This window comes from Ruegeria sp. BG6 (assembly GCF_056538465.1).
Genome location: NZ_JBQFTB010000001.1, coordinates 370,012 through 391,852, shown reverse-complemented (window position 1 = coordinate 391,852; position 21,841 = coordinate 370,012). Strand labels below are relative to the sequence as shown.

At 57.6% G+C, this 21,841-nt stretch carries 21 protein-coding genes; 9 read left to right on the top strand and 12 right to left on the bottom strand.

Features of this window, described 5'->3' with window-relative positions; translation table 11 throughout:
- The 9 genes from phoU to ACR0JW_RS01905 all read right to left on the bottom strand — a co-directional run bounded on the left by phoU (position 1) and on the right by ACR0JW_RS01905 (position 8,820).
- A complete protein-coding gene (gene phoU, locus ACR0JW_RS01945; protein WP_170677119.1) occupies positions 1-702 on the bottom strand; it encodes a phosphate signaling complex protein PhoU in 702 nt (233 codons plus the stop codon).
- A gap of 16 nt (positions 703-718) precedes the next feature.
- Positions 719-1,516, bottom strand: a complete 798-nt coding sequence (gene pstB, locus ACR0JW_RS01940; RefSeq protein ID WP_170677121.1) for a phosphate ABC transporter ATP-binding protein PstB — start codon at positions 1,514-1,516, stop codon at positions 719-721.
- A 12-nt stretch (positions 1,517-1,528) separates the two neighbouring features.
- A complete protein-coding gene (gene pstA, locus ACR0JW_RS01935; protein WP_170824540.1) occupies positions 1,529-2,890 on the bottom strand; it encodes a phosphate ABC transporter permease PstA in 1,362 nt (453 codons plus the stop codon).
- A complete protein-coding gene (gene pstC / locus ACR0JW_RS01930) occupies positions 2,887-4,359 on the bottom strand; it encodes a phosphate ABC transporter permease subunit PstC (RefSeq protein ID WP_170677125.1) in 1,473 nt (490 codons plus the stop codon). The genes pstA and pstC overlap by 4 nt, the downstream gene beginning before the upstream one ends.
- A gap of 83 nt (positions 4,360-4,442) precedes the next feature.
- Complete coding sequence (locus ACR0JW_RS01925; protein ID WP_170677127.1) at positions 4,443-5,483, bottom strand: substrate-binding domain-containing protein; 1,041 nt, start codon at positions 5,481-5,483, stop codon at positions 4,443-4,445.
- Positions 5,484-5,665: 182 nt separating this feature from the next.
- Positions 5,666-6,727: a sensor histidine kinase gene (locus ACR0JW_RS01920; protein ID WP_480713533.1), complete on the bottom strand. Its 1,062-nt coding sequence runs from the start codon at positions 6,725-6,727 to the stop codon at positions 5,666-5,668.
- Positions 6,728-6,761: 34 nt separating this feature from the next.
- Positions 6,762-7,286, bottom strand: a complete 525-nt coding sequence (locus tag ACR0JW_RS01915) for a gamma carbonic anhydrase family protein (RefSeq protein WP_170824539.1) — start codon at positions 7,284-7,286, stop codon at positions 6,762-6,764.
- A complete protein-coding gene (gene gmk / locus ACR0JW_RS01910) occupies positions 7,283-7,924 on the bottom strand; it encodes a guanylate kinase (protein WP_170677133.1) in 642 nt (213 codons plus the stop codon). The genes ACR0JW_RS01915 and gmk overlap by 4 nt, the downstream gene beginning before the upstream one ends.
- Before the next feature lie 17 nt (positions 7,925-7,941).
- Positions 7,942-8,820 (bottom strand): YicC/YloC family endoribonuclease, encoded by an 879-nt coding sequence (locus ACR0JW_RS01905; RefSeq protein ID WP_480713532.1) that lies wholly within the window; start codon positions 8,818-8,820, stop codon positions 7,942-7,944.
- Between the two features lie 305 nt (positions 8,821-9,125).
- Between ACR0JW_RS01905 and ACR0JW_RS01900 the strand changes: the two genes are divergently transcribed.
- Positions 9,126-9,746: a PAS domain-containing protein gene (locus ACR0JW_RS01900; RefSeq protein WP_480713531.1), complete on the top strand. Its 621-nt coding sequence runs from the start codon at positions 9,126-9,128 to the stop codon at positions 9,744-9,746.
- Positions 9,747-9,812: 66 nt separating this feature from the next.
- Here ACR0JW_RS01900 and ACR0JW_RS01895 read toward each other — a convergent pair whose 3' ends face one another.
- Entirely contained in the window at positions 9,813-11,183 is a 1,371-nt protein-coding gene (locus tag ACR0JW_RS01895; protein WP_170677139.1) for a class II 3-deoxy-7-phosphoheptulonate synthase, read from the bottom strand.
- Positions 11,184-11,352: 169 nt separating this feature from the next.
- Here ACR0JW_RS01895 and ACR0JW_RS01890 point away from each other — a divergent pair, with 169 nt between their 5' ends.
- The gene (locus ACR0JW_RS01890) at positions 11,353-12,357 is read left to right on the top strand and encodes a GlxA family transcriptional regulator (protein WP_170615020.1); all 1,005 of its coding nucleotides are present in this window, start codon (positions 11,353-11,355) and stop codon (positions 12,355-12,357) included.
- Positions 12,358-12,377: 20 nt separating this feature from the next.
- On the opposite strand, the gene ACR0JW_RS01885 is transcribed toward ACR0JW_RS01890, so the two are convergent.
- Positions 12,378-13,469, bottom strand: coding sequence for a PQQ-dependent sugar dehydrogenase (locus ACR0JW_RS01885; protein ID WP_170677141.1), 1,092 nt, complete (start codon positions 13,467-13,469; stop codon positions 12,378-12,380).
- 163 nt (positions 13,470-13,632) lie between these two features.
- On the opposite strand from ACR0JW_RS01885, the gene ACR0JW_RS01880 reads away from it, so the two are divergent.
- The 7 genes from ACR0JW_RS01880 (at position 13,633) to ACR0JW_RS01850 (ending at position 19,882) form a co-directional block, all read left to right on the top strand.
- The gene (locus tag ACR0JW_RS01880) at positions 13,633-14,814 is read left to right on the top strand and encodes an ABC transporter substrate-binding protein (protein ID WP_170615018.1); all 1,182 of its coding nucleotides are present in this window, start codon (positions 13,633-13,635) and stop codon (positions 14,812-14,814) included.
- A 128-nt stretch (positions 14,815-14,942) separates the two neighbouring features.
- On the top strand, positions 14,943-15,731 hold the full coding sequence (locus ACR0JW_RS01875) for an ABC transporter ATP-binding protein (protein WP_170677143.1): 789 nt from the start codon (positions 14,943-14,945) through the stop codon (positions 15,729-15,731).
- Positions 15,728-16,570, top strand: a complete 843-nt coding sequence (locus ACR0JW_RS01870; protein ID WP_170677145.1) for an ABC transporter ATP-binding protein — start codon at positions 15,728-15,730, stop codon at positions 16,568-16,570. The genes ACR0JW_RS01875 and ACR0JW_RS01870 overlap by 4 nt, the downstream gene beginning before the upstream one ends.
- A 2-nt stretch (positions 16,571-16,572) precedes the next feature.
- The gene (locus tag ACR0JW_RS01865; RefSeq protein WP_480713530.1) at positions 16,573-17,121 is read left to right on the top strand and encodes a hypothetical protein; all 549 of its coding nucleotides are present in this window, start codon (positions 16,573-16,575) and stop codon (positions 17,119-17,121) included.
- Between the two features lies 1 nt (position 17,122).
- The gene (locus ACR0JW_RS01860; RefSeq protein WP_170615015.1) at positions 17,123-18,133 is read left to right on the top strand and encodes a branched-chain amino acid ABC transporter permease; all 1,011 of its coding nucleotides are present in this window, start codon (positions 17,123-17,125) and stop codon (positions 18,131-18,133) included.
- On the top strand, positions 18,130-19,443 hold the full coding sequence (locus ACR0JW_RS01855) for a branched-chain amino acid ABC transporter permease (protein ID WP_170677150.1): 1,314 nt from the start codon (positions 18,130-18,132) through the stop codon (positions 19,441-19,443). Before ACR0JW_RS01860 ends, ACR0JW_RS01855 begins: the two co-directional genes overlap by 4 nt.
- Positions 19,444-19,630: 187 nt before the next feature.
- A complete protein-coding gene (locus tag ACR0JW_RS01850; protein ID WP_170677152.1) occupies positions 19,631-19,882 on the top strand; it encodes a hypothetical protein in 252 nt (83 codons plus the stop codon).
- A gap of 15 nt (positions 19,883-19,897) precedes the next feature.
- On the opposite strand, the gene ACR0JW_RS01845 is transcribed toward ACR0JW_RS01850, so the two are convergent.
- Positions 19,898-21,445, bottom strand: coding sequence for a helicase HerA-like domain-containing protein (locus ACR0JW_RS01845; protein ID WP_170677154.1), 1,548 nt, complete (start codon positions 21,443-21,445; stop codon positions 19,898-19,900).
- Positions 21,446-21,841: the final 396 nt, after the last annotated feature.

Below are 21,841 nucleotides of genomic sequence, written 5' to 3'. Positions count from 1 at the left end.
CTAGACGGTTTGCGAGGTGATATCAGCCTTGGGCCGCGCCTCGGAGGGTCGTTCACCGGTCACGAGATAAACAACCTGCTCAGCGATTGCAGTGACATGGTCGCCCATACGCTCGATGTTCTTGGCGATGAAATGCAAATGCATACACGACGAAATATTGCGCGGATCCTCGGCCATGAACGTCAGGAATTCGCGGAACAGACCGTTATACATCTGGTCCACCTCTTCGTCCCGTTCGATCACGTCGGCCGCCAGTTCGGCGTCGCGCTGGATATAGGCATCCAGGGCGTCCCGCAGCATACGCTCGACCTCGCGCGCCATACGGCGCAGAGCCGCAGCGCTTCCGTTGATCTCGCCTGCGTTGACCAGAACCGTGGTACGCTTGGCAATGTTCTTGGCATAATCGCCAATGCGTTCCAGGTTGGCCGAAACCTTCAGGACCGACAACACCAGCCTCAGATCGCCGGCCGTCGGGGACCGCAGCGCAATCAGACGCGCGGTTTCTTCGTTGATCAGTTCTTCAAGCGCGTCAATGGCCTTGTCGCCCTGCCGGACTTGCTGCGCCAGTTCCTCGTCGCGCGTCTCAAGCGAGCGGGCCGAGCTCATGATTGCGGCCTCGACCAGACCGCCCATCTTCATGATGTGGGCCTGGATCGTTTCAAGGTCGCGGTCGAATGCGGATGCAATATGTTGTTCGGTCATATCTGGTTACCTGTACTCAGCCGATCCGGCCTGTAATGTAGCTTTCCGTGCGGGGATCCACCGGGTTGGTGAAGATCTGGCCGGTTTCGCCAAACTCGACCAGGTTTCCCAAATGGAAGAAAGCGGTCTTCTGGCTTACACGGGCGGCCTGCTGCATCGAATGGGTCACGATCACCACAGAATATTGCGCGCGCAGCTCATCGATCAGTTCCTCGACTTGCGCCGTTGCAATCGGGTCCAGCGCCGAACAGGGTTCGTCCATCAGCAGAACCTCGGGCTCGGTCGCGACGGCGCGAGCGATGCACAGGCGTTGCTGCTGACCACCGGACAGACCTGTGCCCGGGGCATCCAGCCGGTCCTTCACCTCATCCCAGATCGCACCCCGGCGCAAGGATTTCTCAACGATCTCATCCAGTTCTGCCTTGTTCTTGGCAAGGCCGTGGATGCGAGGGCCGTAAGCGACATTGTCGTAGATCGACTTGGGGAACGGGTTGGGCTTCTGGAACACCATCCCCACTTTGGCGCGCAGCTGCACCGGGTCGACACGCTTGTCATAGATGTCTTCGCCGTCCAGCAGGATGTCTCCTTCGACCCGGCAGATGTCAATGGTGTCGTTCATCCGGTTCAGGCAGCGCAGGAAGGTGGATTTGCCGCACCCCGACGGGCCGATGAAGGCCGTCACCTTCTTGTCTTCGATCTCCACGTTCACGTCCTTGATGGCGTGGGCATCGCCGTAATAGACCTGAACGTTTTTCGCGGCGATCTTGATTTCTTCGGAGTCCACGGTTCTCTCCACTCGTGTCATGTCGTTCATTATTGCCTCCACTTACCAGCGGCGTTCAAAGCGGCGGCGCAGGATGACCGCAATCGTGTTCATTGTGACGAGGAAGATCAACAAAATGATGATCCCTCCCCATGCACGTTCATAGAAGGCCGGATCGGCGCGCTTGGACCATTCGTAGATCTGCGCCGGCATGGCCGAGTTCGGGGATAGGAAGCCCGCAACGATGCCGTCGGGCGGGTTCGAGGCGATAAAGCCCACCATTCCGATCAGCAACAGCGGAGCCGTTTCACCCAGCGCCTGCGCCAGACCAATGATGGTTCCGGTCAGAATACCGGGTGCGGCCAGGGGCAGAACATGGTGGAACACCGCTTGCATTTTTGAGGCCCCTACCCCAAGCGCTGCATCGCGGATCGACGGCGGCACGGCCTTCAGCGACGCTCGGGTCGATATGATGATCGTCGGCAAGGTCATCAGCGTCAGCACCAAACCGCCGACCAGCGGAGCGGACGTTGGCAGGTGCATGTAGTTGATGAACACGGCCAGACCCAGGATACCGAACACGATGGACGGAACGGCAGCCAGGTTCGAGATATTCACCTCGATAATATCGGTCAGCCGGTTCTGCGGCGCGAATTCCTCAAGATAGATCGAGGCGGCAACGCCAATCGGCAGCGCCAGCGCCAGCACGACGAACATCATGAACAGCGAACCCAGCATTGAGACGCCGATCCCTGCCGCCTCGGGGCGTTGGTCGGACGCATCGGCGCCGAAAATGAAGTCAGGGTTAAAGGCTTTGTATAGAACACCGGCATCGCGCAATTGGTCGACAAGATCCAGCTGTTCGGCCGAGATGCTTTTGTCGTTCACGATCGACTCGCGGCTTACGCGCCCCTTAAGGTAGCCGTCAACGCGGCTGTTGGTCAGAAAGCGAAAGCTGACCGTTTCGCCGATCTTGTTCGGGTTTGCGATGACGTAGTTCCGCAATTCGGCCTGCGCCGCCTTGGACAGGATCTTCCCCATTTCCTTGGGTTTCAGGTCAGTTTGGACGCCCAGCTTTTCAACTTCGGATTCCAGCGCGGCGGAAATTAGCGGTGCATATCCGAAGGTCGACACTTTCTTGATTTCGTCAATGTTACGGTTGCCCTTTTTGTCCAGCTTGCTTTCCAGCAGGTCCACGTCCAGCTCGACATAGGTTTGCTGAAAGGCGCCGGTTCCGGCGGTCACGATATTCGTCACCAGCACAACCAGCATCAGAAGGCCGACGCTGATTGCAGCGATCCCGTAAATCTTGAAACGGGATTCGGCCGCGTTCCGACGCTTGGTTCGGGCATCCTGCTGGAACAGAGAGCCGCCTTTGGGCTTGGCCGCAGGTGCGGAGGCGGGCGATTGGGACAAATCGGTCATTCGTACTGCTCCCGGTATTTGCGTACGATGTAGAGGGCGAGGATATTCAGGCCCAGCGTGATCACAAAGAGTGTCAGCCCCAGCGCAAACGCGACGAGCGTTTCAGGGCTGGCAAAGTCGGTATCACCGGTCAGCTGGCTGACGATTCGCGTGGTGATAGTGGTCATCGCTTCGAATGGGTTGCCCGAGAACTTTGCTATCGCACCGGCGGCCATCACAACGATCATCGTTTCACCAATGGCACGGCTGGCGGCCAGCAGAATTGCCCCGACGATGCCCGGCAGCGCTGCGGGCAGGATCACATTGCGCACGGTTTCCGAATGCGTGGCCCCAAGGCCGAGAGAACCGTCGCGCATGGATTGCGGTACAGCGTTGATGATGTCGTCAGACAGCGAGGACACGAACGGGATCAGCATGATCCCCATCACCAGACCGGCCGTCAGAACTGCGTTGGAACTGGCCATCCAGCCCACCCCCAAAGCGCCACCATCACCGAAAAGGGAAACAAGCGCGGGGCCAACCGTAAGCAAGGCAAACAAGCCGTAAACGATGGTCGGGATACCCGCCAGAATCTCGAGCAGAGGCTTGGCGATCGACCGGGTCGCACCGGATGCATATTCCGACAGGTAAATTGCGGCGAACAGACCGATCGGCACAGCAACCAGCAGCGCAATCAGCGAGATGTATAGCGTGCCCCAGAGCAGCGGCAGAATCGACAGCTCACTTCCGCCACGGAAGTTGGGGGCCCAGGTGGTTCCCAGGAAAAAGTCTTTCCAGGAATGCAGCTGGAAGAAGTTCATGGTCTCGAACAACATCGACAGAACGATGCCGACGGTTGTCAGGATTGCAATCGACGCGGCGAGCAGCAACAGTGCCAGAACCCCCTGCTCGACCACGTTGCGGGCCCGGAAATCCTTGTGCGTTCTGACATAGGCAAAAGCGGCACCAAACAGAGCAATCGCCAGTACGACGACCTGCATTGCCACCTTCCCGGTTGACGTCATGCTGCGGTACTTCTGCGCTGCCACCAAAATTGGCTGTGTGATGTCTTGCGTCAGAACCTGGCCGGACTCTTTCAGCGTTTTGGTCAGGGTTTCGATATCGGCATTGCCATCCCGGGCCTGCGCCTCAGCCATCGCGCCAGTGGCCACAGCGCCATCCAGACCATAAGCCACACGGCGCACCTCGCTCATAACCAAGCCGCGATCTGAACCCTCGGGGATCGCTTGATCAGGAATAAGGCCGGAAACAGTGCTGTTCACGATCATCGGTTGCACCAGAAGCCAGATGATCAGTACACCCAATGCCGGAACCAAAGCTGTCAGAGCAACGTTGTAGCCGTAGTATGACGGCAAAGAATGCAAATCACGGGCCTCTCCGGCCGCGCTTGCCAATGCGCGGGACCGACCCGCGAAAAATCCAATCACTGCCAACGCAAGCAGGATAAGCAACAGCCAGGATAGCGCCATGAGAACTCCGTAAGGATGGCAGAGTAGGAGTCAAAAGGAACCGGGACGCGAAGAAAACGCCCCGGTTCCGTTCATATGAGTATTTAGGAGCCGCCGCCCAGAACGGTTTCGTTGGCGACTGTTTCCTGTACCTTGACCAGCTCGGGGTCGGATACCAGGCCGTATTCTGCCAGCGGGCCATCGGGGCCTGCGATCTCGTCAGCGACGAAGAATTCGGCATATTCTTTCAGGCCGGGGATCACGCCGATGTGGGCCTTCTTCACGTAGAAGAACAGCGGGCGCGAAACCGGGTATTCGCCGGATGCGATCGACTCGGTCGAAGGAACGATGCCAGACATGGTCGCGACCTGCAGCTTGTCGGTGTTGTTCTCATAGAACGCCAGACCAAATACGCCGATGCCGTCCTTGTTGCTTTCGATACGGGCCAGTGTTTCGGTGTAGTCGCCGTCGATGTCGACCGAAACGCCGTCGGTGCGCAGAGCGATACAGGCTTTTTCAGCTGCTTTCTTGTCGTCGCCGTTGGCCGCCTTGTAGACGTCAAAGTCGCCCAGATGCTCACAACCGGCCAGGATCACCTTGTCTTCGAACACTTCACGGGTGCCGTGCTTGGTGCCCGGGATGAAGGCTGCGATCGGCTGTTCCGGGAAGCTCGGGTTTACGTCGGCCCAGGTTTTGTTCGGGTTGTCGATCAGTTCGCCGTCGACGACGATTTGAGCGGACAGGGCTTTGTACCAGTCTTCCGGCGTGAACTCGAACGAGTTGCCGTTGATGTCGGATGCGAAAACGATGCCGTCATAACCGATCTGAACTTCGATGATGTCCGTCACGCCGTTCTCAGCGCAGGCTTTGATCTCTTTTTCGCGGATGGCACGCGAAGCGTTCGCAACGTCGATGGTGTTTTCGCCAACACCTTCACAAAAACGCTTCAGACCAGCCGAGGAACCGCCCGATTCAACAACCGGTGTCGGGAAATCAAAGTTTTCACCGAAGGCTTCAGCAACGATCGAAGCGTAAGGCAGCACGGTTGACGAACCGGCAACCTGTACCTGATCACGCGCAGCAGCAGTAGTCGCCGAAACGGCCGCGATGGCCAGTGCAGAAGCCGACAGTTTTACAAAGGACATTTCAGTCTCCTTGACAAAGATATGTAGTGATCATCCCCATGATGATCTTGGGCGAACCCCTAAAAGGCGCGCGTAAGCCTTTTGTGACAGGTGTGTAACAGTTTCATGACAAGCCGGAGGAAAGTTGCATAACTTTGCGCAAAGCTGTCATGCACTTGCAGCAAGGCTTCCCTGAGCAGGTTTCAGGTTTCGCTGTGCCCGATGGGAAGGATCACAGTGAACGTTGTGCCCTGCCCCAATTCGCTTTCCACACGCAACCGGCCGCGATGCCGGTTGACGATGTGTTTTACGATCGCCAGCCCAAGTCCCGTCCCCCCCAACTGACGTGACCGGTGGCTGTCGGCCCTATAAAACCGTTCCGTCAGCCGGGGCAAATGTACTGAGTCGATACCTGGCCCCTTGTCCGCCACCTGAACACGCACAGACGGGCCACGTACGGTCGCGTCACGCTCCAAAAGGTCAAGCGTGACATCAACGACGCCGCCGCTGCTGCCGTATTTGATGGCGTTCTCGATAAGGTTGGTGAAGACCTGACGCAGTTGATCGGCATCACCCGGCAGCGACACGGAATCCGGCGGCGCGTTCAGAGACAAAGCGACTTGCACATCCTCTGCCAGCGGGCGCAGCGTGTTTATCGTTGATTGCAACAGCCCCGTCAGGTCCACTGCTTCCTTGGGCCGGATACGTTCCTCGCTCTCGACCCGGCTTAGCGACAACAGATCGCCCACCAGACGGTTCATCCGGTTCGCCTCATCCATCATGATCTGCAGGAACCGGTCACGCGCGGCCTCATCCTTTCGGGCCGGGCCACGCAGTGTTTCAATGAACCCCATCAAGGCGGTCAAGGGGGTGCGCAACTCGTGACTGACATTCGCTACAAAGTCCCGCCGCATCTGGCTTGCCTGTTCCAGATGGCTCACGTCCTGAAAGATGGCCAAAACTGCCCCGCCCGAAACGGCACCGATCCCGTTTAAGTATCTGCACTGGACCTCGAACGTGGTGTCCTGCGCACCGTCGTTGGACAGATGCTTTGTTTTCGCGGCCTCTTTCGTGCTCAGGCTTTGCTCCATCGCTTCGATAACCTGAGGCTGCCGCAGGATGGTTGCGAAATGTCGGCCATGAATGTTGCGGCCCAACAGAGTTATGGCATCAGTGTTGGCAGCAACGATCCGCTCTGTCTGGTCGACCATCAATGCTGGCATGGGAATGGCCGAAACAAATTCGTTTAGCTGATCTTCTGCCATTGCTGCGGCCTTTCTACTTGTCTCGTCAAAAGGCCTATGAAATCGGCTTCAGGGTTTCACGAAATTTCCGCATATTGTCCTGATAGTGCAGCGCGCTTAGTGTAAGCCGCTGCGCCGTCGCCTCATCCACCTGGCGCACGACCTTTCCGGGCGATCCCATGACCAGGGAATTGTCCGGTATCTCCTTGTTTTCGGTGATCAGCGCCCCGGCCCCGATCAGGCAGTTCTTGCCGATCCTGGCCCCGTTCAGAACGATGGCACCCATCCCGATCAAGGTATTCTCACCGATTGTGCAGCCGTGCAGCATGACCTTGTGGCCGATGGTGCAATTGGCCCCTATGGACAGCGGGAAACCGGCGTCGATATGCATGACGCAGTTTTCCTGCACATTGCTGCCCGCACCTACGCGAATTTCCTCGTGATCGGCGCGGATGGTGCAGCCGAACCAGACCGAGGCGCCTTGCTCCAGCACGACCTTCCCAATCAAATTGGCGTCGGGCGCAACCCAGGTATCCTCGTGAAGTTGCGGTGTGTGTTCGCCCAGTGCGTAGATGGTCATGACAAACCCTCGAACTCACTTTGCAATGTCCGCACATGATCCTGCAACGCGGGTTGCTGAATGCGGCGCATTCGCTCGGCGCTGACGATGGTTTTCAGCTTTTCTTCGGTTGCATTCAGATCGTCATTGATCAGCACGTAATCGTAATACCCCCAGTGGCTGATTTCGTCCCAGCTTTTGAGCATCCGTTTGGCGATCACTTCTTCACTGTCCTGCCCCCGGCTTTCCAACCTGCGTCGCAATTCCGGAATCGAAGGCGGAAGAATAAAGATCGAAAGCGCATGTTTGCCCAGATCCGAGTTCCGGATCTGCACCTCACCCTGCCAGTCGACATCGAACAGGACATCCTTGCCACTGTTGATCGACTCGCGAACCGGACCTGCGGGAGAACCATAGAAGTTTCCGAAAACATGCGCGTGTTCCAGCATCTGACCGTCTGAAACCTGCTGACGGAACATGTCTTCGTTTAAAAAATAGTAATCGCGCCCGTGTTCTTCGCCCGGTCGCGGCGCGCGGGTTGTTGCCGAAACTGAAAACTCCAGCTCTGTGTCCCAACTCATCAACCGTTTGGCCAGCGTGGATTTGCCCGCGCCCGATGGCGAGGACAGAATGATAAGAAGGCCTCGTCTATCCGCCATATCCTTACGCTCCGATTTTATTCCACGTTTTGCACTTGTTCGCGCATTTGATCTATCACAGCCTTAAGTTCGAGGCCTACGGCGGTAAGCTCCGCGCTTTGCGCCTTGGAACACAAGGTGTTGGCCTCGCGGTTGAACTCCTGCATCAGGAAGTCCAGCTTGCGTCCTACCGCCCCGTCCTGCGCCAGCAAAGTGCGGGCGGCAGTCACGTGGGCCCCCAGTCTGTCAATCTCTTCGGTGATGTCCGCCTTAACGGCGATCAGCGCAAGCTCTTGCGCGACGCGGTCCGGGTCCGCACCCTGAGCGTTGTCCAGAACGCGAGCCAGGTTTTCCTGCAACGCCTCGGCAGCCTTGCCTTTGCGCTTTTCGGCCAACTCAGCCGCCTGAGCTGTCAGCGCCGCGACCTGATCCAGTTGCCCGTCAAGTATACCGGCCAACGCTTTCCCCTCGGCCTGCCGCATGTCGATAAAGGCGCCCATAAGTGCAGGAAATTCAGACTGAAGATGTGCGACCAAAGGCGCGGCATCGTCCGTATCATTGCCCGCTTCCATCATGCCTTTCAACGCAAGCAAATCTGCGGCACAGGATGGCGCAAGCGTCAAGCCGCGCGCTGTAGCCATGTTTTCTGTTCGAGCCAGCGCATCCAATGCCGATTCCATCGCGGTTTCATTCAGCACAAGATCTGGTGCCGTTTCTTCGCGGCTCAGCCGCAACGACAAAGTCACATTGCCGCGGCTAAGAGATTTTGACAGTTCTGCCCGCAAGGCTGCTTCCAATCCGGTCAGCCAATCCGGCAGGCGCAGACGCATGTCCAGACCCTTGCCATTCACGCTGCGGAGTTCCCACGTCCAGCTATGCGGCCCGAAAGCCCCCTTACCCGAGGCAAATCCGGTCATGGATCTGATCATGCCTGCCCTTTCTGTCGATGCCATTTCCTGCGTGCTTGCCGCACCTAATGCCATAGACCGCCACAGGGCAAGACCTTGCTGTGATTGCGTGAACTCCCGGAAGTTAACCATTCGTTAAAGAATTCCTCCAAAATTGAGTTAACCCGTGCCAATCTTCCTTTCATGGTTGTTGGAACGCCTATGGCCGTAATGCGTAGCATTTTATGAAAATGGCGTTTGATTGGTACGGGGTGACGAAAATGAAGTCTCTTTTCAGGAATGGTTCCGGGTCCAAAATTGGAAAGATCGTTGCAATGGATCGTTTTGACAGTGGGCGCAGTCTTACTCCGATCCGTCAGGCCGAAGCCTACTGGACGGCTCTTTTAACCGGTGACGGCGTTCCGATGCGGTCACAGATCGACCCGCGCGGACTTGAGAATATTCTGGAATACACCTTTGTTCTTGAACGTATCGCCCCCGGTCTGGCGCGGTTCCGCCTTGCATGCAGCCATCAGACCAAACTGGCTGGCATGGAAGTCCGCGGCATGCCCCTTACCGCATTTTTCGAGGCCTCGGCGAGGCAGCAGATTACCGAAGTTCTGGAACGGGTTTTTTCGGAACCCGCGCTGGCAGAGATGGACCTGCTCTCAAAAGGACGTTTGGGCAGCGCGCGTTTGCAGGCACGCATGATCCTTTTGCCACTGAGAAGCGATCTGGGCGATGTCAGCCGGATACTGGGCGTGATGGTCAGCGACGGCACCATTGGTGCCACCCCCAAACGTTTTGCGATCAAGGAAAGTCGGATCCGCGCTGTTTCCGAAATCCAAGCCCCCCAAATCGCACAGAAACAATTGGCCGAGGGGTTTGCCGAGAAACAAGAAGGGTTCAAACACCCCGCCTCTCATTTGCGGCTTGTCGTTTCGCGAAAGGATTGAACTAATCCGATCAAATGAAAACGGCGGGCACCATGGCCCGCCGTTCTGCTTTTCTGGGAAGCACTATCAGCTGGCTTCGCGCTTAACGCGGTCGCGGCGGAGGTTGGTCAGTTCCTCAGCGACCAGGAACGCCAGCTCCAGCGACTGGGACGCATTCAGGCGTGGGTCGCAGGCGGTATGATAGCGATCCGACAGGTCTTCTTCGGTCACGGCCCGCACGCCACCGGTGCATTCGGTCACGTCCAAACCTGTCATCTCGAAATGAACGCCGCCGGGGATGGTGCCCTCGGCCTGATGCACTCCGAAGAAGTCGCGCACTTCGCGCAGGACCGAGTCGAACGGACGGGTCTTGTAGCCCGTGGCCGACTTGATCGTATTGCCGTGCATCGGATCGCAGACCCAGGTCACCTTGGCGCCCTCTTCCTTGACGGCCTTGATCAGGCGCGGCAGATGCTCGCCCGCGTTACCCGCACCAAAGCGTGCAATCAGGGTCAGGCGGCCTTCTTCGTTCTCCGGGTTCAGCTTCGACATCAGAACCTTGAGGTCTTCGGCCGTTGTGGTCGGGCCGCACTTCAGTCCGATCGGATTCTGAACGCCACGGCAGAACTCGACATGCGCACCGTCAGGCTGACGGGTGCGGTCACCGATCCAGATCATGTGCCCGGAGCCAGCCAGCCAGTTGCCGGACGTGGAATCAAGACGCGTCAGGGCCTCTTCATATTCCAGCAGCAGGCCTTCGTGGCTGGTGTAGAACTCAACCGTCGAAAACTCATGCGTTGTGTCCGCCGTGATCCCGGCAGCGCCCATGAAATCGATGGTGTCCTGAATACGATCCGCGATCTCGGAATATTTCTGGACATCCTGTTTGTCGGTGAAGCCCAGTGTCCAGGAATGGACACGGCTCATGTCCGCGAATCCGCCGGTCGAAAATGCGCGCAACAGGTTCAGCGTGGCCGCCGCCTGCGTGTAGGCCTGAAGCATCTTGTCCGGATTCGGAATCCGCGCCTCGGGCGTGAAGGCCAGTTCGTTGATGATGTCACCGCGGTAGCTGGGCAGCTCCACGCCATCCATCACCTCGGTCGGGGCGCTGCGCGGCTTGGCGAACTGGCCGGCCATGCGGCCGACTTTGACCACCGGCACCTTGGCACCATAGGTCAGAACCATCGCCATCTGCAGCATCACCTTGAAGGTGTCGCGGATCGCGTCCGCGCTGAATTGTTCAAAACTTTCAGCACAATCCCCGCCCTGCAGCAGGAAGGCTTCGCCGCGACCGGCGGCACCCAGATGTTGCTTGAGGCGCCGCGCCTCACCGGCAAAAACCAGCGGGGGATACTGCGAAAGCTGGGCCTCGACCTTGGCCAGGGCGGCCGCGTCGGTATAGTCTGGCATCTGAACCCGTGGCTTGTTGCGCCAGTCCGTTTTTTGCCATTCTGTCATAGCTTTGATCTCCGCTGAAGTAGTCAGGTCGCCTCTATACAAAATGTATTGAAGAGTGACCATATCCCATTTGCGCCCCTTGACGCCGCAAACAAGCTTTGGTCATGGTGACTGATAAAACTGACGCCGGGAAAACGATCACCCGGCGCCGAATCAAGGACATCACGCCATGAAAGAGCAACGCCAAGTTGTCACGGTGCCAGACACTGCGTCCAATCCGCAAAACTTCGTTTTCGTTTTGCTGGACAAATTCTCACTTTTGTCCTTTGCGTCCGCGCTGGACAGCCTGCGGATCGCCAACCGCATGGCCGGTCGCCAGCTTTATACGTGGTCACTGGTGGGCGAAGGCGGTGACACCGTCAGTTGTTCCGCCGGAACGACCTTCAAACTGGACGCCGATCTGATCGAACTGCGGCGCGACGAGGTTGTCCTGATTTGCGGCGGTGTCGATGTTCAGACCGCAACCACGAAAAAAGTGCTGAACTGGTTGCGTCGCGAGGCGCGCCGAGGGCTCAAGGTCGGCGGGCTGTGTACAGCGGCTTACACGATGGCAAAGGCCGGTCTTCTGGACGGAAAGCGGGCGACGATCCACTGGGAAAACTCCGACAGTTTCATCGAGGAGTTCGATGAAGTGGAACTGACCAAATCGGTGTTCCTGATCGACGGCAATCGCATGACGACCGCAGGCGGTACTTCGTCCATCGACCTGATGCTCAAGCTAATCGCTGATGAATTCGGTGAGGATCTGGCAAACGCCGTGGCCGACCAGATGATCTATTCATCGATCCGCACAGATCAGGACACGCAGCGGCTGTCGACCCCGACACGGATCGGTGTGCGGCACCCCAAGCTGAGTCAGGTCATTCTGATGATGGAAAAGAACATCGAAGAGCCGATTTCGCCTTCGATTCTGGCGAAAGAAGTCGGCATGTCGACCCGCCAGCTGGAGCGTCTGTTCCGTCGCTACCTGAGCCGATCACCCAAGCGGTATTATATGGAACTGCGTCTTCACAAGGCCCGCAACCTGCTGATGCAGACGGATATGAGCGTCATCAACGTGGCACTCGCCTGCGGCTTTGCCAGCCCTTCGCATTTCTCGAAATGCTACCGGGCGCACTACAACACCACCCCTTATCGTGAGCGTGGAACGCAAAGCGGGCGGTTGTCGGTCTAAGGACCGCGCGGTTGGTGCGCTCAGCGTGACATTCTGTAAACCGCGCCCTGCCCCACGGAAATGAACCAGATTGCCCCATCGGGACCTTCGACGATGTCCCTCACACGCTCGGTCATGGGGCCTTTGATCTGTTCCGCCTCGCGCAGCGGAGAACCTGCCAACCGCGCGATATAGTCAAACTTGAGCGACCCGACAAAGATATCCCCCTTCCACTTGGGCCACATTTTGCCGGAATAGACCAGCAATCCCGAAGGGGCGATGGAGGGGTCCCAGTAATGTTCGGGCTGCTTCATACCCGGCTTCGACGTGCCTTCGCCGATCTTCTGACCGGAATAGTGAACACCGTACGAGATAACCGGCCAACCGTAGTTGGCGCCGGGCTGAACAAGATTGACCTCGTCGCCACCCTTGGCCCCATGTTCCGACACCCACAAACGTCCTCGGGCGTCCAGCCCTGCGCCCTGCGGGTTTCGATGGCCATAAGACCAGATTTCAGGCCGTATTGTGGACTGACCCACAAAGGGATTATCTGCGGGAACCGAACCATCGCGGTTGATCCGGACGACCGTCCCCAGATGATTGGACCTGTCCTGCGCCGCCGGACGGTCCCCACGCTCGCCCAGTGTCACGAACAAACTGCCATCCGTTGCTTCGACCACGCGCGAGCCGAAATGGCGGCCACCTGATCCGCCCGGGACGGCCTCGAAAATGATGCGGACGTTGGTGAGTTGTTTTCCGTCTTCCGCAAGACGCGCCACCGCGACCGCAGTGCCTGCACCACCCTGTTGAGCTTTGGAGAAGGTAAGAAAGATCTCTCTGCTACGCGCGAAATCACGGGCGATTGTGACATCCAGCAAACCGCCCTGCCCCGATGCGACCACATCCGGCACGCCTGAGACCTGTTGGGTTCTGTCCCCGTCGAAATACAAAAGATCGCCGTCTCGCTCCGTCACCAGAAATACGTCGTTGGAGATAATCCCGATCGCCCACGGCGTATCCAGCCCGGCGGCCATTTCCTCGACACTCACCGGGCCTTGCGAGGTTTGCAGTTCGTCCGCCCATGCGGTCACAGCAATCCCCAGCATCGAAAGAATCGCGCAAACCCTGATCATCATTACCCTCCTGCTTTGGCCAGACGCCCAAATTTTGGTTAAACCCAACAAAACAAATAGAGTTAGGACAAGCAAAAGCACTTTTTCGTTAGGACTTCCCTTTTTCGCATTGCTTGCCTAGGGTCATGGCCGGACGTTAACGTTCCAATATGGGAGTAACCTTATGAAAAAGCTGCTAACAGCAACTGCAGCAACCGCTTTGCTGGCCGGTACCGCCATGGCCGAAGATGTCAAGCTTGGCATCCTGTTCGGCTTCACCGGCCCAATTGAATCTCTGGCACCGGCGATGGGGTCCGGCGCAGAAATGGCGATGGCCGAGGTCACAGAATCCGGCAAGCTTCTGGATGGCGCAACCGTCACCGGAACCCGGGCCGATACCGGCTGCATCGACAACGGTCTGGCCACCTCGAACGGCGAACGCATGATTGCCGATGGCGTTGCCGGCATCATCGGCGGCGACTGCTCGGGTGTGACCGGCGCGATCCTGCAGAACGTTGCAATACCGAACGGCATGGTCATGATCTCGCCGTCGGCAACGTCGCCCGGTCTGTCGACCATGGAAGACAACGGCCTGTTCTTCCGCACCGCACCTTCGGATGCGCGCGAAGGTCAGGTGATGGCAGACATTCTGAAAGACCGCGGCATCAACTCGATCGCTCTGACTTACACCAACAACGACTACGGCAAGGGTCTGGCGGACGCGATCCAGACTTCGTTCGAAGCAGCTGGCGGTGAAATCACCATAGTTGCGGCGCACGAAGACGGTAAAGCCGACTATTCGGCCGAAGTTGGCGCTCTGGCGTCGGCAGGTGGCGATATTCTGGTGGTTGCCGGTTATCTGGACCAGGGCGGTCTGGGCATCATCCAGTCGGCACTAGACAGCGGTGCATTCGACACGTTCGGTCTGCCCGGCGGCATGATCGGTGACTCGCTGCCCGCAAATGTGGGACCAGACCTGAACGGCTCGTTCGGTCAGATCGCCGGTTCGGGTGGTGAAGGTGCCGAGAAGTACTTTGCCATGGCCGAGGCCGGTGGCTTCGACGGCTCGTCGCCCTACTCGCCTGAATCCTATGACGCCGCCGCGTTGTTCATGCTGGCCATGCAGGCCGCAGGGTCGACCAACCCGGCGGACTACGGCGCCAAGATCATGGACGTCGCCAACGCTCCGGGTGAAAAGATCTATCCGGGTGAACTGGCCAAGGGTCTGGAACTGCTGGCCGCAGGTCAGGACATCGACTATGTCGGCGCCTCGGGCGTGGAACTGATCGGCCCCGGCGAGAGCGCTGGTTCTTACCGCGAGATCGAAGTAACTGACGGCGAAAACAAGACAGTCAACTTCCGTTGACGCCTCAGTACAAGTTATAAATCGAGCAGCCCGGGCCTTGTGTCCGGGCTGTTTCAATGACAAAAGACCGCACCTCTTCTCTGGGGATGGGACAACAAGAACGCCGAACAGGGCGGCAAGGGGATAATATGATCGTCGTCGAAGACGTGCATAAGCATTTCGGCGGGTTTCATGCGGTGGATGGGGCATCGCTGGAAATCCAAAAGGGTTCAATCACCGGTCTGATCGGGCCGAACGGGGCCGGAAAAACCACTCTGTTCAACGTGATCGCCGGGGTACTGCCCCCCACAAGCGGAAAAGTGCACATGGATGGCGAGGACATCACGGGCCTGCCTCCGCATGAGCTGTTTCACAAGGGCTTGCTGCGCACCTTCCAGATCGCGCACGAATTCTCATCGATGAGCTGCCGCGAGAACCTGATGATGGTTCCCGGTGCCCAATCAGGGGAATCGCTGTGGAACACGTGGTTCGGACGCAAGCGCATCGCAGATGAGGAACGCGCTTTGCGCGCGAAAGCCGACGAGGTTCTGGAGTTCCTGACCATCGAGCATCTGGCCGACCACAAGGCGGGTCAGGTTTCGGGTGGCCAGAAGAAGCTACTGGAACTGGGGCGGACCATGATGGTCGATGCCAAGATTGTGTTTCTGGACGAGGTCGGCGCGGGCGTAAACCGCACATTGCTGATGACCATTGCCGACACGATCCTGCGTCTGAACAAGGAACGCGGCTATACGTTTGTCGTCATCGAGCATGACATGGATTTCATTGGCAAGATCTGCGATCCGGTCATCTGCATGGCCGAGGGCAAGGTGCTGGCCGAAGGTACGCTGGACGAAATCAAGGCCAATGAACACGTGATCGAAGCCTATCTGGGCACCGGTTTGAAAAACAAGGACAAGCTGGAGGCCCAATCATGACCGCTGGCACGAGCGACAATCCCTATCAGGATGACCACGGCAACAAGGACACCTCGATCACCAACACCCGGGGTGCTGGCACGATGACGCCTGCACACAGCAAAAGCGGCGAAACCCACAGGGTCGAAGGTGGTCCCTTTCTGATCGGCGACACGATGACGGGTGGCTACGGCAAGGGCCCGGATATTCTGCATGACTGCACCATCGCCGTCGACAAGGGCGAAATCGCCGTGATCGTTGGCCCGAACGGCGCTGGCAAATCGACTGCGATGAAGGCCGTTTTCGGAATGCTGGACGTCCGGTCCGGTTCGGTGCGACTGGACGGCGAGGACATTACCAACCTCACCCCGCAGGACCGTGTGGTGCGCGGCATGGGCTTCGTCCCGCAGACCTCAAACATCTTCACCTCAATGACGGTTGAGGAAAACCTTGAAATGGGTGCCTTCATCCGCCGCGACGACATCAGCCAGACGATGGAGCAGGTCTATGACCTGTTCCCCATCCTGCGCGACAAACGCAACCAAGCCGCCGGAGAGCTTTCAGGCGGCCAACGCCAGCAGGTCGCCGTGGGCCGCGCGCTGATGACTCAGCCGAAAGTTCTGATGTTGGACGAACCCACCGCCGGGGTCTCGCCCATCGTGATGGATGAGTTGTTTGACCGGATCATCGAGGTCTCACGCACCGGCCTGCCGATCCTGATGGTGGAACAGAACGCCCGTCAGGCGCTGGAGATCGCGGATAAGGGATATGTTCTGGTGCAGGGGCGGAACGCCTATACCGGCACGGGCAAGGAACTGCTGGCCGATCCCGAAGTTCGTAAGAGTTTTTTGGGAGGGTGAGGATGTTTAAGACGATTTCCGCACTAGTACTGTGCGCTCTACCCCAGTCACTATTGGCATTCATAGGGCCTGTTAGCGGGCTCAAGAAATATGATTGTGTGATTGTTGAGAGATGTGACATTCAAAAGCTCTGCCAAGTGACGCAGGAAAAAAGTGAACTGGTCGTTACAACGACAGTCTTCATGGCGCCAATAAACGAGAAAAATGGGAACAACCCATACGAACTTATTGAGAGAGTAGAAGAAATCGCTTGGGTTGACTTTGCACGCTATTCAAGAGTGCCTGTTCCCCTCCCGATTTGGTTCAAGTTTGATTTTGATTCAGGTGAGCCTTTGGAATTCAAATTGAATGATTGGCTTTCTGGCAAACAAATCTCACCATATGACGAACAGTCATATGCTTTTGTATTCGAAGCCGATGCAAGCAACGACGATGAGGTTGTTGATCTTTGGGAGAGCCGAAACCTTTGGTTCAAGCTTTATACCAAACGGAACAGCACCGAAGGGCAGTTTGAAACAATCAAGATAAACTGTCCGGAGTATGGAGAGTAACATGGACTTTCTCAACGCCTTTGTGGCGCTCTCCAACTTCGTCCTTGTTCCCGCAATCGCCTATGGCAGCCAGTTGGCGCTGGGCGCGTTGGGGGTGACGCTGATCTATGGCATCCTGCGGTTCTCGAACTTTGCCCATGGCGATACGATGGCCTTTGGCGCGATGATCGCCGTGCTGGTCACATGGGGCCTGCAGGCCGCCGGGGTCAGTTTCGGGCCGCTGCCGACCGCCTTGTTGGCCCTGCCCTTTGCCATTCTGGGCTGTATCGTTCTGGTACTGATCACGGACAGGCTGGTCTATCGGTTCTATAGGGAACAAAAGGCCAAGCCGGTCATTCTGGTGATCGTATCGATGGGCGTGATGTTCATCATGAACGGGCTTGTGCGGTTCATCATCGGGCCGGATGACCAAAGGTTCTCGGACGGCGCGCGGTTCATTGTTTCGGCGCGGGATTTCAAGGCGATGACCGGCCTGCAAGAAGGGCTGGCGATCAAGACCTCTCAGGGCATTACCGTGATCGTGGCGGTTGTTGCCGTGGCGCTGCTGTTCTGGTTCCTGAACAAGACCCGCACCGGTAAATCGATGCGCGCCTATTCGGACAACGAGGATCTGGCTCTGCTGTCGGGCATCAACCCTGAACGTGTGGTGATGATCACCTGGATCATCGTGGCTGCGCTGGCAACCACGGCGGGTGTGCTTTACGGCCTCGACAAAAGCTTCAAGCCCTTTGTCTATTTTCAGCTTCTGCTGCCAATCTTTGCCTCGGCCATTGTAGGCGGGCTTGGCAACCCTCTGGGTGCCATCGCGGGCGGGTTCATCATCGCGTTTTCCGAAGTGACCATCACCTATGCCTGGAAAAAGGTACTGACCTATCTGGCGCCGGAAAGTCTGGAGCCGTCAGGCTTGGTCCAGTTCCTGTCCACCGATTACAAATTCGCCGTCAGCTTTGCGATCCTGCTGATTGTGCTGCTGTTTAAGCCCACGGGCCTGTTCAAGGGGAAAGTGATATGAGCGAGCCCGTCAAAAACACACTGCTATTTGTTGTCGTTGGCGCTCTGATCCTGCTGACCGGGTTCACGCAAAGCTGGAACGCGGCGATCCTGATCCTGAACATGGGCCTGATCTCGGCCATCATGTCCATTGGGGTGAACCTGCAATGGGGCTTTGCGGGCCTCTTCAATGTTGGCGTCATGGGCTTTGTTGCGCTGGGCGGGTTGGCAGTTGTGCTGGTTTCGACCGCGCCAACGCCGGGCGCCTGGTCCGGTGGTGGCTTTGGTGTGATCCTCGCGCTGTTGCTGGGGGCCGCAACCGTCGTTGCGGCCGTGATGGTTGCACAGAAGATGCCCAAGGGACGCACGCAGACCCTGGCAATCATTGGTATTCTGGTCGTTGGTTTCTTTATCTACCGCGCCATCTTCGATCCCAACGTTGCCGCCATCGAAGCGATTGACCCCGCCGTTGCAGGCAATATCGGCGGTCTGAACTTACCCGTGCTGCTGGCCTGGCCTGCTGGCGGGCTGCTGGCCGCAGGTGCGGCCTGGCTGATCGGCAAAACCGCGCTGGGTTTGCGCTCGGACTATCTGGCAATTGCGACGCTCGGTATCGCCGAGATCATTATCGCGATCATGAAGAACGAGGACTGGCTGGCGCGTGGGGTAAAGAACGTCTACGGCATTCCCCGCCCTTCCCCTGTGGTCGGGTATGAGGTCGACCTGCAAAATGACCCCGGCTTCGTTGCCCGTGCCGATTGGTTCGGACTGGACCCGGTGACGGCTTCAACACTTTCCGTGAAACTTGGCTATTCCTTGCTGTTCCTAATTGTCCTTCTGGTTCTGCTGTGGATGGCGCAGATGGCACTGAAGAGCCCGTGGGGTCGCATGATGCGCGCCATTCGCGACAACGAGGTCGCCGCCGAGGCGATGGGCAAGGACGTCACCCGCCGTCACCTGCAGATCTTCGTTCTGGGCTCGGCCATTTGTGGCATAGCGGGCGCGATGATGACCACGCTGGACGGACAGTTGACGCCGGGCACCTACAACCCGCTGCGGTTCACCTTCCTTGTCTGGGTCATGGTGATCGTGGGCGGATCGGGCAACAACTTTGGCGCCGTCCTTGGTGCGTTCCTGATCTGGTTCCTTTGGGTTCAGGTAGAGCCCATCGGTCTGTGGCTGATGAATCTGATCACTGCGGGTATGCCTGACGGAAGTGCACTCAAAGCGCACCTGATCGACAGCGCCGCGCATATGCGGTTGTTTACCATGGGATTGATTCTATTGATTGTTCTTAGATTCAGCCCGCGTGGTCTGATCCCCGAAAAATAATTTCAAACTTCTTACAATTGAGTGAACCGCGCCGGCTGTCCGGCGCGGTTTGTTGCATCGATAGAAAAAACTGACTAGACGGATATATCAGCCAGATGGTTTCTGGCTGTTGTTCGGCACTCGCTCACACTTAAACCGCCGATCTGTAACGATTTTGTATGTTAACCTAGAAAAGTTGTGTTCCACCATGAAAGCACCAACCACCAAAGCAGCACTGGTTCTGCCTGTTCTCGCGGCTATGACAGCCTGCGTTCCGTCCCCAGAAAGCCTTGAAACAACACCTGTCCAGGTCCAAACACCAAAAGGGGTTGTGACCTGCCAGCTCTATACTCTGAACCGGGTCATTTGGGATCGGGCCATCGACTATCCGGCAACCAAGATGTCAGTCGCCGAGGCGGACGCATACTGCCGACAGGAAGGTCAGCGCCGCCTCAATTAGAAACGGCGCATCCGCTCAGCGATTGCGAAACAACCCGCCAAGTATGCCACGCACGATGCGGCGGCCGGTCGTCCCTTTCAGTTCCTTGATCAACGCCTGACTCATGGCCGATGCAAACGTGTCCTGCTTCCGCGAAACGCGGGAAGAGGATCGGCTGACGCGCTGCCCGGAATATCTGCGGGCCGCGGCAAACTCGCGCTCGGCAGGTGTCTGTGTTTCAAACAGATCTTCTGCCTCGGCATCTTCGGCTTCCTTTGCTGCTGCGTCGGCCCGGGCCTGAAGTATTTCAAACGCCGACTTTCGATCGACGGGCTGATCGTATTTTGCCCGCATCCCCGATGCATCAAGGATCGCCTGCCGTTCGCTTTGCGTGATCGGGCCAAGCTGGGACCCCGGTGGCCGGATCAATGTGCGCTCGACGATCCCGGGTATGCCCTTCTTCTGCAGCATTGACGTTACCGCCTCACCCACACCGACCTCTCGGATGGCTTCCTCGGTATCGAACTCGGGATTCTCACGATAGGTTTCCGCAGCCAACCGCAGGTTCTTGCGATCCCGTGCCGTGAAAGCCCGCAAGGCATGCTGAATGCGGTTGCCCAACTGGCCCAGAATATCCTGGGGTATGTCGGCCGGGTTTTGGGATATGAAATACACACCGACTCCCTTTGACCGGATCAGGCGCGCGACCTGTTCAACTTTGTCCACCAGAACCTTCGGGGCATCATCGAACAGCAGATGGGCTTCGTCGAAAAAGAAAACCAGTTTGGGTTTCTCGGGGTCGCCCACCTCGGGCAGTTCTTCGAACAGCTCGCTCAGCAGCCACAGCAGAAACGTTGCGTATAGTCGAGGTGCGCCCATCAACTTGTCTGATGCCAGAATATTCACCATCCCCTGCCCGTTCTGATCGGTTCGCATCAGATCCGCCAGATCCAGCGCTGGCTCTCCGAACAGTTTGGTTCCGCCCTGGTTTTCAAGAACCAGCAAGCGGCGCTGAATCGCCCCGATCGACGCTGTCGAGACATTGCCGTATCGTAGGGACAGCTGCGCGCGGTTCTCACCGATCCAGACCAGCAATGCCTGCAGATCCTTGAGGTCCAGCAGCGGCATACCTTCTTCGTCGGCCACACGAAATGCGATGTTTAGGATTCCTTCCTGTGCCTCGCTCAGTTCCATCAGACGCGACAACAGCAAGGGGCCCATCTCGGTGACGGTGGTTCGGACCGGATGTCCCTGCTCGCCAAACAGGTCCCAGAACGTCACCGGACAGGCAGCGTAGGCGAAATCAGTCAGCCCGATGCGTTGCGCGCGATCCTGAAACGCCTGATGCAATTTGTGATCCGGGCTTCCTGACAAGGCCAGACCAGACAGGTCACCTTTGATATCTGACAGAAACACAGGCACGCCCGCCTTAGAGAAACCTTCGGCCAGAATTTGTAGCGTAACGGTCTTGCCTGTCCCGGTGGCCCCGGCGATCAAACCGTGTCGGTTGGCATACTTCAGCGTCAGGCCCTGCGGTTCAGCGTAATCCTTGCCACCGCCACCCAGGAAAATACTGTTGTTCATGAATTATTCGCCTTGCTTATCACCGATCCCACGACAGCATACAAAGTTAACCTTTGACTGCGATAGTTTATTTGCCGCCTCATGGGCGAAGGCTCCGGGGTGGCAGACTTCCTCCCTGTCGACTGGCCGTGCCTTCGGGCACGGCATTTTTGATTTCGGCCCGCATTAAAATGAACTGGTCAGTATATTAAAAATTCAGGTTAGCAGTTGACCCGTGCGCCCCCCTTTCGTAACGTCTGCGCATAAATAAGTCGGCCAGTCCGACGGGGAGAAAATTCTAGGAAGGGAGCCGCTCCACCGGCTCCCTTTTTCATTGGCCCGGACGTTTTAAATACCAGTGCAAATGGGCAAGAATCCGTTCACATCCGTCCAATAATGCAGCTTAGTGACTGACAC